Genomic DNA, 13,681 nt, shown 5'->3' with positions numbered 1-13,681 from the left:
AGTATTATTTACCGCGAGTTTTACAATTAGTAACACATTAAGCGAACCCATATTTCCTTTCGAATCTCAGGGGTTCGCTTTTTTATCTATCCTTTCAGTTGTATCCAAAAACATCCAATAAACCAACCAGCGCACTCACATCTATCTAACTGTTTTCATTTGTTTTCTCTTCATTCTGGCGAGCAAGAGGGTGATATGTCACAACAAAGTGAGAAGAGTAATCCGCATCTGTTAAGTAACTGGAAACCGGAAAATGTGCAATTTTGGGAAAACAAAGGAAAACATATCGCGCGAAGAAACCTGTGGATTTCTGTCGCCTGTTTGCTGTTAGCATTTTGCGTCTGGATGTTATTTAGCGCCATTGCCGTCAATCTGAATAAAGTCGGATTTAATTTCACCACCGATCAACTTTTTATGCTAACGGCATTACCTTCTCTCTCCGGCGCGATATTGCGCGTCCCCTATTCGTTTATGGTACCCATATTTGGTGGACGATACTGGACGGTATTGAGTACCGTCATCCTGATCATTCCCTGCGTCTGGCTGGGGATTGCCATCCAGAACACCGCGACGCCTTACTGGATCTTTATCGTGATTGCCCTGCTCTGCGGCTTTGCAGGCGCCAACTTTGCCTCCAGCATGGGCAACATCAGCTTCTTCTTCCCCAAGGCAAAACAGGGTAGCGCGCTCGGTATTAACGGCGGGCTCGGCAACCTGGGCGTCAGCGTGATGCAGCTGGTCGCGCCGCTGGTGATCTTCCTGCCGATGTTTACCTTCCTCGGCGTGCACGGCGTACCGCAGGATGACGGTTCCACCCTGTGGCTGGCCAATGCGGCCTGGATCTGGGCGCCGCTGCTATTGCTGGCCACCCTTGCGGCCTTCTTTGGAATGAACGATATCGCCAGCTCTAAGGCCTCTATCGCCAGCCAGCTCCCGGTGCTGAAGCGCTTTCATCTCTGGCTGCTGAGCCTGCTCTATCTGGCGACCTTCGGCTCGTTTATCGGCTTCTCGGCGGGCTTTGCCATGCTGTCAAAAACCCAGTTTCCGGACGTCAACATTCTGCACCTCGCCTTCTTTGGCCCTCTAATCGGTGCGCTGGCGCGATCAGCGGGCGGGATGATCTCTGACAAACTGGGCGGCGTGCGGGTCACGCTGATTAACTTCGTTTTTATGGCCCTCTTCAGCGCCCTGATCTTCCTGACGCTCCCAGGCTCTGGCTCCGGCAGCTTCGTCGCGTTCTACCTGGTCTTTATGGGGCTGTTCCTCACCGCCGGGCTCGGCAGCGGGTCGACCTTCCAGATGATCGCGATTATTTTCCGCCAAATCACGCTCGACCGCGTCAAAAAGCAGGGCGGCACGGACGAGCAGGCGCAGCACGAAGCGGTGACAGAGACCGCCGCCGCGCTGGGCTTTATCTCCGCTATCGGCGCCGTTGGCGGGTTCTTCATTCCCAAAGCCTTTGGCACCTCGCTGGCAATGACCGGATCGCCGGTCGGCGCCATGAAGGTGTTCCTCGTGTTTTACATCGTCTGCGTGCTCGTTACCTGGCTGGTGTATGGCCGCAAATCCGCAAAACAAGAATAACTACACGTCCGAAGCAGGAGAAATGTCATGAGCAAACTGTTGGATCGCTTTCGTTATTTCAAAACAAAGGGGGACAGCTTCGCCAACGGGCACGGGCAGGTATATAACACCAACCGCGACTGGGAGGACGGCTACCGTCAGCGCTGGCAGTTCGACAAGATCGTGCGCTCCACCCACGGCGTGAACTGTACCGGTTCCTGCAGCTGGAAGATTTACGTTAAAAACGGCCTCGTGACCTGGGAAACCCAGCAGACCGACTATCCACGCACCCGCCCTGACCTGCCCAACCACGAGCCGCGCGGCTGCCCGCGTGGCGCAAGCTACTCGTGGTATCTCTATAGCGCCAACCGTCTTAAATACCCGCTGGTGCGCCGCAGGCTGATTGAGCTGTGGCGCGAGGCGCTGGCGCAGCATACCGATCCGGTGCTGGCCTGGGACGCCATCCAGAGCGATCCGCAAAAGGCGCAAAGCTACAGGAAGGCGCGGGGTAAAGGCGGGTTTATCCGCTCAAACTGGAAAGAGCTGAACCAGCTGATCGCCGCCGCCAACGTCTGGACCATCAAAAACTACGGCCCGGACCGCGTGGCCGGTTTTTCCCCTATTCCGGCGATGTCGATGGTCTCCTACGCCGCCGGCACGCGCTATCTTTCCCTGCTGGGCGGTACCTGCCTGAGTTTCTACGACTGGTACTGCGACCTGCCGCCGGCGTCGCCGATGACCTGGGGCGAGCAGACCGACGTGCCGGAGTCAGCCGACTGGTACAACTCCAGCTACATCATTGCCTGGGGCTCGAACGTGCCGCAGACCCGAACCCCGGACGCCCATTTCTTCACCGAGGTGCGCTACAAGGGCACCAAAACCGTCGCCATCACGCCGGACTTCTCGGAAGTCGCGAAGCTGAGCGACCAGTGGCTGTCCCCCAAACAGGGCACCGACAGCGCCCTCGCCATGGCGATGGGCCACGTGATCCTCAAAGAGTTCCACCTCGATAACCCGAGCGATTACTTCCTTAACTACTGCCGCCGCTATACCGATATGCCGATGCTGGTGCTGCTGGACGAGCAGGAGGACGGGCGCGTGGTGCCGGGACGTATGCTGCGCGCCTCGGACCTTGTCGACGGGCTGGGGGAAGCCAATAACCCGGAGTGGAAGACCGTCGCCTTTGACATTGCCGGAAACCTGGTGGTGCCAAACGGCTCCATCGGCTTCCGCTGGGGAGAAAAAGGCAAATGGAACCTGGAGCCACAGGCTGCGGGCCACGACACCGAACTGACGCTGTCGCTGCTCATTACCCACGACAGCGTGGCCGATGTCGCCTTCCCCTACTTTGGCGGCAACGAGAACCCGCATTTCCGCAGCGTGAAGCAGGAGCCGGTGCTGACGCGCCGCGTGCCTAGCAAAACCCTGACCCTCGCCGACGGCAGCGAGAAACGCGTGGTCAGCGTTTACGATCTGGTGCTGGCGAACTACGGTCTCGATCGCGGTCTGGAGGACAGCAACGCCGCAGAGAGCTATGACCAGGTCAAAGCCTATACCCCCGCCTGGGGCGAGCAGATCACCGGCGTGCCCGCCCGGCTGATTGAAAAAATCGCCCGCGAGTTTGCCGACACGGCGCACAAAACCCACGGCCGGTCGATGATCATTCTCGGTGCAGGGGTGAACCACTGGTACCACATGGACATGAACTACCGCGGGATGATCAACATGCTGGTCTTCTGCGGCTGCGTCGGGCAGAGCGGCGGCGGCTGGTCGCACTATGTCGGCCAGGAGAAGCTGCGCCCGCAAACCGGCTGGCTGCCGCTGGCCTTCGCGCTGGACTGGAACCGTCCGCCGCGCCAGATGAACAGCACCTCCTTCTTCTACAACCACGCCAGCCAGTGGCGCTACGAGAAGCTGACCGCGCAGGAGCTGCTCTCCCCGCTGGCGGACGCCTCGAGGTTCACCGGCCACCTGATTGATTTCAACGTCCGCGCCGAGCGCATGGGCTGGCTGCCGTCGGCGCCGCAGCTCAACCTCAACCCGCTGCACATAAAGGCCCGCGCGGACGCGGCGGGCATCACGCCGCAGGAGTACACCGTTCAGGCGTTAAAATCGGGCGATATCCGCTTCGCCTGCGAGCAGCCGGACAACGGCAAGAACCATCCGCGCAACCTGTTCGTCTGGCGCTCTAACCTGCTCGGCTCGTCCGGGAAAGGCCACGAGTACATGCTGAAATACCTGCTCGGCACCGAGAGCGGGATTCAGGGCGAGGATTTAGGCTCAACCGACGACGTGAAGCCTGAGGAAGTGGAGTGGCAGACCGCCGCCATTGAGGGCAAGCTCGACCTGCTGGTGACGCTCGACTTCCGCATGTCCAGCACCTGCCTGTTCTCGGATATCGTCCTGCCGACCGCCACCTGGTATGAAAAAGACGATATGAATACCTCGGACATGCATCCGTTTATTCACCCGCTCTCGGCCGCCGTCGACCCGGCGTGGGAGTCCCGCAGCGACTGGGAGATCTACAAGGGCATCGCCAACGTCTTCTCCGAGGTCTGCGTCGGGCATCTCGGCACCGAAACGGACGTGGTGCTACAGCCGCTACAGCACGACTCCCCCGCGGAGCTGTCGCAGCCGTTTGACATACAGGACTGGCGCAAAGGGGAATGCGATCTGATCCCCGGTAAAACGGCGCCGAACATCGCGGTCGTCGAGCGTAACTATCCGGAAACGTACGAACGCTTCACCGCTCTCGGCCCGCTAATGGACACGCTCGGCAACGGCGGGAAAGGCATATCGTGGAACACGCAGAACGAGGTTGATTTCCTCGGCAAGCTCAACTACGTCAAGCTCGACGGCCCGGCGAAAGGCCGCCCGCGCATTGAAACTGCCATTGACGCTTCAGAGGTGATCCTCGCCCTTGCGCCGGAAACCAACGGTCAGGTGGCGGTGAAGGCCTGGGAAGCGCTCGGCGAGCTGACCGGGCGCAATCACACCCATCTGGCGCTGAACAAGGAAGACGAGAAGATCCGCTACCGCGATATCCAGGCGCAGCCGCGTAAAATCATCTCCAGCCCGACCTGGTCCGGCCTGGAGAGCGAGCACGTCTCCTATAACGCGGGCTATACCAACGTTCACGAGCTGATCCCGTGGCGCACGCTGTCTGGCCGCCAGCAGCTGTATCAGGATCATCCCTGGATGCGCGCGTTCGGAGAGAGCCTGGTGGCCTATCGTCCACCGATTGACACCCGCAGCGTCACCCATATGCGCGAGATCCCGCCGAACGGCTTCCCGGAAAAAGCGCTCAATTTCCTGACGCCGCACCAGAAATGGGGCATTCACTCCACCTACAGCGAAAACCTGCTGATGCAGACCCTGTCGCGCGGCGGGCCGATTGTCTGGATCAGCGAAACCGACGCCCGCGAGCTGGGCATTGAGGACAACGACTGGATCGAGGCCTTCAACGCCAACGGCGCCCTCACCGCCCGCGCGGTGGTCAGCCAGCGCGTGCCGCCGGGCATGACCATGATGTACCACGCCCAGGAGCGCATCCTGAACATTCCGGGTTCCGAGGTGACCGGACGGCGCGGCGGGATCCACAACTCTGTCACCCGCGTCTGCCCGAAACCGACGCACATGATCGGCGGCTACGCCCAGCTGGCGTACAGCTTCAACTACTACGGCACCGTCGGCTCCAACCGCGACGAGTTCATCATGATCCGCAAAATGAAAAACATTAACTGGCTGGACGGCGAAGGTCGGGATCAGGTACAGGAGGCGAAAAAATGAAAATACGCTCACAGGTTGGCATGGTTCTGAATCTCGATAAATGCATCGGCTGCCACACCTGCTCGGTCACCTGCAAGAACGTCTGGACCGGGCGTGAAGGGATGGAATATGCGTGGTTCAACAACGTGGAGACCAAACCGGGGATCGGCTACCCGAAAAACTGGGAGGATCAGGAGGAGTGGCAAGGCGGCTGGATCCGCGGCATTCACGGCAAGCTGACCCCACGCCTCGGCGGCAAAATGGGGGTGCTGTCGAAGATTTTCGCCAACCCCGTTCTGCCGCAGATTGACGATTATTACGAACCCTTCACCTTTGACTATCAGGATCTGCACCGCGCCCCGGAGGGGGATCATCTCCCTACTGCCCGCCCCCGCTCGCTGATTGACGGCAAGCGGATGGACAAAATCGTCTGGGGGCCAAACTGGGAGGAGCTGCTGGGGGGCGAGTTCGAAAAACGCGCCCGCGACCGTAACTTCCAGAAGATCCAGAAGGAGATGTACGGCCAGTTCGAAAACACCTTCATGATGTACCTGCCGCGCCTGTGCGAGCACTGTCTCAACCCGAGCTGCGTGGCCACCTGCCCGAGCGGCGCGATCTACAAGCGCGAAGAGGACGGCATTGTGCTGATCGACCAGGACAAATGCCGCGGCTGGCGCCTGTGCATCAGCGGCTGTCCCTACAAGAAAATCTACTTCAACTGGAAGAGCGGCAAGTCAGAAAAATGCATCTTCTGCTACCCGCGCATTGAGTCCGGCCAGCCGACCGTCTGCTCGGAAACCTGCGTCGGGCGCATCCGCTACCTCGGGGTGCTGCTGTATGACGCGGACCGTATTGAAGAGGCGGCCAGCACAGAGCATGAAACCGATCTGTACGAGCGCCAGTGCGACGTGTTCCTCAACCCGAACGATCCGGCGGTCATTGAGGAAGCGCTGAAGCAGGGTATTCCGCAGAACGTGATTGACGCCGCCCAGCGTTCCCCGGTCTACAAAATGGCGATGGACTGGAAGCTGGCTCTGCCGCTGCACCCGGAATACCGCACCCTGCCGATGGTCTGGTACGTGCCGCCGCTGTCGCCGATCCAGTCCTACGCGGATGCGGGTGGCCTGCCGCAGAGCGACGGCGTTCTTCCCGCAGTCGAAAGCCTGCGCATTCCGGTGCAGTATCTGGCGAACATGCTCAGCGCGGGCGATACCGGCCCGGTGCTGCGCGCGCTGAAGCGCATGATGGCAATGCGTCACTACAAGCGTTCCCAGACCGTGGAAGGCGTGACCGATACCCGCGCCATTGAAGAGGTCGGCCTGACCGAAGCGCAGGTTGAGGAGATGTACCGCTATCTGGCGATTGCCAACTACGAAGACCGCTTCGTGATCCCGACCAGCCACCGCGAAATGGCGCGCGACGCCTTCCCGGAGAAAAACGGCTGCGGCTTCACCTTCGGCGACGGCTGCCACGGCTCCGATACGAAATTCAACCTCTTCAACAGCAGCCGCATCGACGCGATCAACATCACCGAGGTGCGCGAACATGGGGAGGGAGAGTAATGCAGATCCTCAAAATCATCGCGCTGCTGATCGAGTATCCCGATGAGACCCTGTGGGAAAACCGTGATGAAGCGCTTTCGTTAATTGCGCAGGACGCGCCCTTGCTGCTGCCGTTTGCCCGGCAGCACCTGAGCGCCCCGCTGCTGGATAAACAGGCCGAATGGTGCGAAGTGTTTGAGCGCGGTCGCGCGACGTCGCTGCTGCTGTTCGAGCACGTTCACGCCGAGTCCCGCGATCGCGGCCAGGCGATGGTCGACCTGATGAGCCAGTATGAGAAAGCGGGTCTTGAGCTGGACTGCCGCGAGCTGCCGGACTACCTGCCGCTCTACCTGGAATACCTGAGCATCGTATCCGATGACGAAGCGCGTGACGGGCTGCAAAACGTCGCACCAATTCTGGCGCTGATTGGCGGCCGCCTGAAACAGCGCGGCGTGGCGCACTATCAGCTGTTTGACGCTCTGCTGGCGCTGGCGGGAACGCGGCTTTCCAGCGACAGCGTGGCGAAACAGGTGTCCGGTGAAAAACGGGATGATACCCGTCAGGCGCTGGACGCCGTGTGGGAAGAGGAACAGGTGAAGTTTATCGAAGACAACGCCACATCGTGCGACAGCTCGCCGATGCAGCAATATCAACGACGCTTTAGCCAGGACGTCGCGCCGCAGTACGTGGACGTCAGCGCCGGAGGCCCAAAATGACACACTACCTGAACGTGTTTTTCTATGACATTTATCCGTACATCTGCGCCACCGTGTTTTTCCTCGGCAGCTGGTTGCGCTACGACTACGGACAGTACACCTGGCGCGCCTCGTCAAGCCAGATGCTCAGCAAGCGCGGGATGAACTGGGCCTCTAACCTGTTTCATATCGGGATTCTGGGGATCTTCTTCGGGCACCTGTTCGGCATGTTAACCCCGCACTGGATGTACGCCTGGTTTTTACCCGTCGCGGTTAAGCAGCAGTTGGCCATGATTGCGGGCGGAATTTGCGGCGTGCTGACGCTGATCGGCGGGTCGATGCTGCTGATTCGCCGCTTGTTCAACCAGCGGGTGCGTGCCACCTCCACCACACCGGATATCATCATTATGAGTATCCTGCTGATACAGTGCATCCTCGGGCTTTCAACCATTCCTTTCTCCGCGCAATATCCTGACGGAAGCGAGATGATGAAGCTGGTGGGCTGGGCGCAGGGGATCGTGACGTTTAAGGGCGGTTCATCAGAAATGCTGAGCGGCGTGGCGCCGATCTTCCGCGTGCATCTGGTGTTGGGGATGACGATCTTCCTCATCTTCCCCTTCACCCGCCTGGTGCACGTGTGGAGCGCGCCGTTTGAGTACTTTACGCGGCGGTATCAGGTGGTGAGATCGCGCCGTTGATTTGTCGGGTGGCGGCTACGCCTTACCCGACCTACGTTCACACGCATGTAGGCCCGGTCAGGTGTAGACGCCACCGGGCCGCAATGTCAGAACAAAGTACTTCCGCTGACGACTGAAATAACCAACAGCAGAAGCAACACTGCGACAATCAGACCAAAAGCCAGTAACGCCGCATGAAAAGCGAGCGTGGCCCCGGAAAAAAACAGTGCACCACTCACCCCCCATCTGTTCTCTTTGCGCATCCCAGCCGTGAAGGCAAGCCCTAATGCCACAACGGATAAAATGATTCCGCTATTGATAAGAATGCTGTCGATATCGAACGCTTTCTTTTTTGCCTCAACGACCGGCTGTTCTCCCTTTATGCCAGCAATGATCCCTTTTTTTACCGCCGAAACCTTTTCAGCCACAACAATTTCAAGCGCCGTCGACTTTGTCGAAAAAGGACCAAAGGTGAACTGCACTAATGAGAGAAGCAGTGCAATAACCCCGAGTAACATTCCCACTGAACTGAATTTATTCCGCAACAAGATTTCCATATCAGCATGCCTTTGACGATGTTTAAACTAACCTGCCGGGTGGCGGCCTGTGTTCGGTCACCCGTAGGCCCGGTAAGGCGTAGCCGCCACCGGGCTATTTCCCGGCCTGCGGATGCGTATCAAACCCCGCCATCACCGCCGTCAGCTCGGCCAGGGTAAAGCCGTGCTTCGGGTCATCAACGCCCAGGCCAAACCGCTCCTGCAGCAGCTTATACAGCGCCTCCGCATCCGGCAAATGGATCTGCTCCTCCACATGACCGTTCTGCCACTGGGTAAAGTTGAAGTTGGTCAGCGTCAGCTTGCCGCCGTCCGGCAGATGGCGGCACATCAGCAGATGATGGCGGAAATGCGACTGCGGCCAGTGCGCCGACCAGAAATTCCCCATCACGTAATCGCTGAAATACTGCATCGTCAGGTCAAAGTGGTACATCGACTGCCAGTGCTCGTGGTGGCGGTACTGCAGCACCCAGTCGTTGCCCTCGCTCAGCAGACGATACAGACCGTGCGGCGTTTCCTGCTCCTCGTTAGCGAGTAAACGAATCGGCGCCGTCAGCGTCTGGCCGCCAAACCCCACGTCCGCAATCCAGCGCTCACCGTTAAGCTCCACCAGCAGCAGGCGGTGCGTGCGCGGCGGCATTTGCGGCGGGCTCGCTAATACCACGCGTCCCAGCACGCTGCGCACCGTAAACCCGACTTCACGTAATACCCGCTCGAAAAGGCCGTTTTGCTCAAAGCAATATCCTCCGCGTCGCGCCGTCACCAGTTTGTCGACCAGGCATTGATCTTCAAGATGGATTTCCCGCGGCAGGACGACATCAATATTCTCAAAAGGGATCGCACAGTTGTGGTGTAAATGCAGCGCGCGCAGGGTTTCGATATCAACCCGTGTCGGTTGCGCCCACCCGATGCGGGCAAAATAGTCAGTCAGAAAGGGGGACATGCATCAGATTCCTTTGATTGTGATGTTCTGTTTATAAACTAATTTTACGCGCTCACTTTGATTTACGTGCTTTTTCGTCATACTCATCGTTACAGATGAGGAGATCCTATGAGCCACTTTCGCCCTGTTGAATTACGTCATGCCAGCCGCCTGCTGAACCACGGCCCTACCGTGCTGATTACCAGTCGTGATGAAGCGATAGACAGACGCAACGTAATGGCCGCCGCATGGTCCATGCCAGTTGAGTTTGAACCGCCGCGTATCGCAATAGTAGTAGATAAAAGTACCTGGTCGCGCGAGCTGATTGAGCGCAGCGGGAAGTTTGGCATCGTCATCCCCGGCGTGGCGGCGGCCAACTGGACATACGCGGTCGGTAGCGTCAGCGGGCGCGATGAAGACAAATTCAACTGCTACGGGATCCCGGTCGTGAACGGTCCTGAACTTGGCCTGCCGGTAATTGAAGAAAAATGCCTGGCGTGGATGGAGTGTCGGTTATTACCCGTCACCTCCACGGCAGAAAAATACGATACGCTGTTTGGGGAAGTGGTCTCGGCTGCAGCCGATGAACGCGCGTTTGTCGCCGGACGCTGGCAGTTTGACGGGGATAAGTTGAATACCCTGCATCATCTCGGCGCCGGGACGTTTGTGGCGAGCGGGAAGATGGTGAAGGCGCTGGATTGAGAAAACCCTCCCCCTATTGGGAGAGGGTGACCGTACTACTTCGCACGCCGTGCAATAATCTCATCCGCAACATTCCGCGGGGCTTCCGCAAAATGATGGAACTCCATCGTATACGTCGCGCGTCCCTGGGACATCGAGCGCAATGTCGTGGCATAACCAAACATCTCCGCCAGCGGCACGTCAGCGCGAATAATCTGGCTGCCGTACTGCTCTGCCATCCCCTGCACCATGCCGCGGCGGGAAGAGAGATCGCCCATGATGTTACCGGCGTACTCTTCCGGTGTTTCCACCTCCACGTGCATGATCGGCTCAAGGATCGCCGGATCCGCCCTGCGGGCGCCCTCTTTAAAGCCGAGGATCGCCGCCATGCGGAACGCCATCTCCGAGGAGTCGACGTCGTGATACGAGCCAAACGTCAGCGTCGCTTTGACATCGACGACCGGATAGCCCGCCAGCACGCCGCTGTTCATCGCTTCCCGCAGCCCTTTCTCAACGGAAGGGATATACTCGCGCGGCACCACGCCGCCCTTGGTGGCATCTTCAAATTTAAAACCACTTCCGGGCTCCAGCGGCTCCAGACTCAGGACCACATGGCCGTACTGGCCTTTACCGCCGGACTGTCGGACAAATTTGCCTTCGATGTCCTTCACCGTTTTACGCAGGGTTTCACGGTAGGTCACCTGCGGACGACCGATATTTGCCTCGACGCCAAACTCACGCTTCATGCGGTCGACGATAATCTCGAGGTGTAGCTCACCCATCCCGGAGATAATGGTCTGACCGGACTCTTCGTCAGTGTGCAGGCGGAAAGACGGATCTTCCGCCGCCAGACGCTGCAGCGCGATGCCCATTTTCTCCTGGTCGCCTTTGGTTTTCGGCTCAATCGCCAGCGAGATCACCGGGTCCGGGAACTCCATGCGTTCAAGCGTAATGACGGCGTTCGGATCGGTGAGCGTGTCGCCGGTGGTCACGTCTTTTAACCCGACACAGGCCGCGATATCCCCGGCGCGCAGTTCATCCACCTCGTGGCGATCGTTGGCATGCATCAGTACGATTCGCCCGATGCGCTCTTTCTTCCCTTTTACCGGGTTATACACCGCGTCGCCTTTACGCAGCACGCCAGAGTAGACGCGGATAAAGGTCAGCTGCCCGACGTACGGATCGCTCATCAGCTTGAACGCCAGCGCCGAGAACGGCTCATCATCGCTCGGGTGACGCTCCGCGTGCTGCCCTTTTTCATCCACGCCATCAATGGCCGGCACGTCCAGCGGCGACGGCATCAGCTCGATCACCGCATCGAGCATGCGCTGCACCCCTTTGTTTTTAAACGCGCTGCCGCAGAGCATCGGCTGGATTTCGCCCGATATGGTGCGAATACGCAGCCCTTTAATAATTTCCGCTTCCGTCAGGTCGCCGGTTTCCAGGTACTTGTCCATCAGTTCATCGCTGGCTTCCGCCGCCGCAGAGACCATTTTTTCGCGCCACTCTTGCGCGGTACTGGCTAAATCGTCCGGCACGGGCGCATAGGTAAACACCATGCCCTGCGTCGCATCGTCCCACAGAATGGTGCGCATTTTGATCAGATCCACCACGCCGGTGAAATGATCTTCGGCCCCCACCGGGATGACAATCGGCACCGGATTGGCCTTCAGGCGTTCCTGCATCATCCGCACGACGCGGAAGAAGTCGGCACCCGGACGGTCCATTTTGTTGACGAAGGCCAGACGCGGTACGTGATATTTATTGGCCTGACGCCAGACGGTTTCCGACTGCGGCTGCACGCCGCCCACGGAGTCATACACCATCACGGCACCGTCGAGGACGCGCATGGAACGTTCCACCTCAATGGTGAAATCCACGTGCCCCGGGGTGTCGATGATGTTAATCCGGTGCGGCTCATAGCCTCTGTCCATGCCTGGCCAGAAGCAGCTAACCGCCGCGGAGGTAATGGTGATCCCGCGCTCTTGCTCCTGCGCCATCCAGTCAGTGGTTGCCGCGCCATCGTGTACTTCACCCAGCTTGTGGCTCATCCCGGTATAAAACAGGATGCGCTCGGTGGTGGTGGTTTTACCGGCATCGATATGCGCGGAGATACCGATGTTGCGATAACGTTCGAGAGGGATGGGTCGGGGCATGATATTTCCTTAGTCAGTATGACGTGTTTGTGACGACCAGGATGGTCGTGCATTCGTTCGTTTGCTATAATAGTCCTATTGTACGAGTATTATCGAACTATTTTTTAAGGGTTGACCTATTGTTGATATAGCTCAATCTGACGCCATACGCAGGAAAACGATGATCCCTAACCACCCTGAAACTGAACAAATACTGCTGGAAAATGTGCTATTTGCCCTCGGCAACCCGCTCCGGCTATCGATTATTCGCCGGCTCGCCGACGGCAGCGAACTGAGCTGTAACGCGCTGCGCCCGGAGGACGTGGTGAAGTCCACGATGACCCATCACTGGCGCGTATTGCGCGACAGCGGGGTCATCTGGCAGCGTCCGCAGGGACGCGAAAACATGATTTCATTGCGACGAGACGATCTGGATACCCGTTTTCCGGGGCTGATGGCGATCCTGCTGCAGGTTAAGTAATTTGAGTCTCTTCCAGGCGATAGACCGGGACCTGCCGGGTTGTTTTGGTAAGCGTATCGAACACCTCGGCGTTGGACGTCACGATCCGCATCCCTGTTTTGCGTAACCGTTGTACATCAGCCGCGATGCGCTGAATGCCAAACCAGAAAAGCCCGTCAAGCGCGGTTACAGACAGCCCGTTGTCCAGCGCCAGTTTGAGGCGTTCCTTTGGCGCTTTCACCTGCTGGGCAATTTGCCGGTAAGACGCTTCCGTCGCGCCCGTGGCGTCACTGCGCTGGATCCGCGTCTTCAGGTGATAGGTAAACTCGTCAGGTATGCCGTCCAGATCCCGTTTAAGGCTGTAGACGCAGCCAAAGCGCTTGCCGTTAAAAAGAACATTTTTCTGACTGAGCTGAAGCTCTTTCCTGACGGCATCAATCAACTGGGGCGCACGGGTGAGAAGCAGCCTGAAGGGCAGCTCGAAGCTGGTGACGTAATCCACATTAAGCAACGCGAGGCGCAGCCGCTCCTCTGCACCGGCCTTTTGCTCACGACACTCCTCCAGAACCTCTGCCCACTGGCGCGTCAGGCGCTCCGGTTCGGCAGCTTCGGTCAGGAGATATTTTTCAATCTGATAATCAACTCTTCCGGTCATCGTGTGGTATCCCGTCGCTGTGGCTGCGGT

The 13,681-nt window shown here is 58.6% G+C and carries 11 protein-coding genes; 7 read left to right on the top strand and 4 right to left on the bottom strand.

Annotated features, from left to right (window positions below; translation table 11 throughout):
* The first annotated feature begins 195 nt into the window (after positions 1 to 195).
* The 5 genes from LLF79_RS05830 to narI are packed head-to-tail and all read left to right on the top strand — an operon-like array spanning position 196 to position 8,265.
* The gene (locus LLF79_RS05830) at positions 196 to 1,584 is read left to right on the top strand and encodes a NarK family nitrate/nitrite MFS transporter (RefSeq protein WP_100122076.1); all 1,389 of its coding nucleotides are present in this window, start codon (positions 196 to 198) and stop codon (positions 1,582 to 1,584) included.
* Between the two features lie 27 nt (positions 1,585 to 1,611).
* On the top strand, positions 1,612 to 5,352 hold the full coding sequence (locus LLF79_RS05825; protein WP_227879223.1) for a nitrate reductase subunit alpha: 3,741 nt from the start codon (positions 1,612 to 1,614) through the stop codon (positions 5,350 to 5,352).
* Entirely contained in the window at positions 5,349 to 6,893 is a 1,545-nt protein-coding gene (narH, locus tag LLF79_RS05820; RefSeq protein WP_008501747.1) for a nitrate reductase subunit beta, read from the top strand. Before LLF79_RS05825 ends, narH begins: the two co-directional genes overlap by 4 nt.
* Positions 6,893 to 7,588, top strand: a complete 696-nt coding sequence (narW, locus tag LLF79_RS05815) for a nitrate reductase molybdenum cofactor assembly chaperone (protein WP_008501748.1) — start codon at positions 6,893 to 6,895, stop codon at positions 7,586 to 7,588. The genes narH and narW overlap by 1 nt, the downstream gene beginning before the upstream one ends.
* Positions 7,585 to 8,265 (top strand): respiratory nitrate reductase subunit gamma, encoded by a 681-nt coding sequence (gene narI / locus LLF79_RS05810; RefSeq protein ID WP_014883923.1) that lies wholly within the window; start codon positions 7,585 to 7,587, stop codon positions 8,263 to 8,265. Before narW ends, narI begins: the two co-directional genes overlap by 4 nt.
* Positions 8,266 to 8,351: 86 nt before the next feature.
* On the opposite strand, the gene LLF79_RS05805 is transcribed toward narI, so the two are convergent.
* Together LLF79_RS05805 and nhoA are read right to left on the bottom strand one after the other, a co-directional pair.
* The gene (locus LLF79_RS05805; protein WP_008501750.1) at positions 8,352 to 8,801 is read right to left on the bottom strand and encodes a hypothetical protein; all 450 of its coding nucleotides are present in this window, start codon (positions 8,799 to 8,801) and stop codon (positions 8,352 to 8,354) included.
* 94 nt (positions 8,802 to 8,895) lie between these two features.
* Complete coding sequence (gene nhoA, locus LLF79_RS05800; RefSeq protein WP_206805115.1) at positions 8,896 to 9,741, bottom strand: N-hydroxyarylamine O-acetyltransferase; 846 nt, start codon at positions 9,739 to 9,741, stop codon at positions 8,896 to 8,898.
* Positions 9,742 to 9,849: 108 nt separating this feature from the next.
* On the opposite strand from nhoA, the gene LLF79_RS05795 reads away from it, so the two are divergent.
* A complete protein-coding gene (locus LLF79_RS05795) occupies positions 9,850 to 10,422 on the top strand; it encodes a flavin reductase family protein (protein WP_227879222.1) in 573 nt (190 codons plus the stop codon).
* Between the two features lie 35 nt (positions 10,423 to 10,457).
* Here the strand turns inward: LLF79_RS05795 and fusA are convergent, their stop codons facing one another.
* Complete coding sequence (gene fusA / locus LLF79_RS05790; RefSeq protein WP_045333880.1) at positions 10,458 to 12,557, bottom strand: elongation factor G; 2,100 nt, start codon at positions 12,555 to 12,557, stop codon at positions 10,458 to 10,460.
* Between the two features lie 160 nt (positions 12,558 to 12,717).
* On the opposite strand from fusA, the gene LLF79_RS05785 reads away from it, so the two are divergent.
* The gene (locus tag LLF79_RS05785) at positions 12,718 to 13,017 is read left to right on the top strand and encodes a helix-turn-helix transcriptional regulator (protein WP_008501755.1); all 300 of its coding nucleotides are present in this window, start codon (positions 12,718 to 12,720) and stop codon (positions 13,015 to 13,017) included.
* Here LLF79_RS05785 and LLF79_RS05780 read toward each other — a convergent pair.
* On the bottom strand, positions 13,010 to 13,651 hold the full coding sequence (locus tag LLF79_RS05780) for a helix-turn-helix domain-containing protein (protein WP_025910919.1): 642 nt from the start codon (positions 13,649 to 13,651) through the stop codon (positions 13,010 to 13,012). The two genes, LLF79_RS05785 and LLF79_RS05780, sit on opposite strands and share 8 nt — an antisense overlap.
* Positions 13,652 to 13,681 lie beyond the last annotated feature (30 nt).

This window comes from Enterobacter cloacae complex sp. 2021EL-01169 (assembly GCF_020733125.1).
GTDB classification, from domain to species: Bacteria; Pseudomonadota; Gammaproteobacteria; order Enterobacterales; family Enterobacteriaceae; genus Enterobacter; species Enterobacter roggenkampii.
The sequence above is the reverse complement of the archived record's forward strand: the minus strand, read 5'-3'. Positions and strand labels throughout refer to the sequence as shown.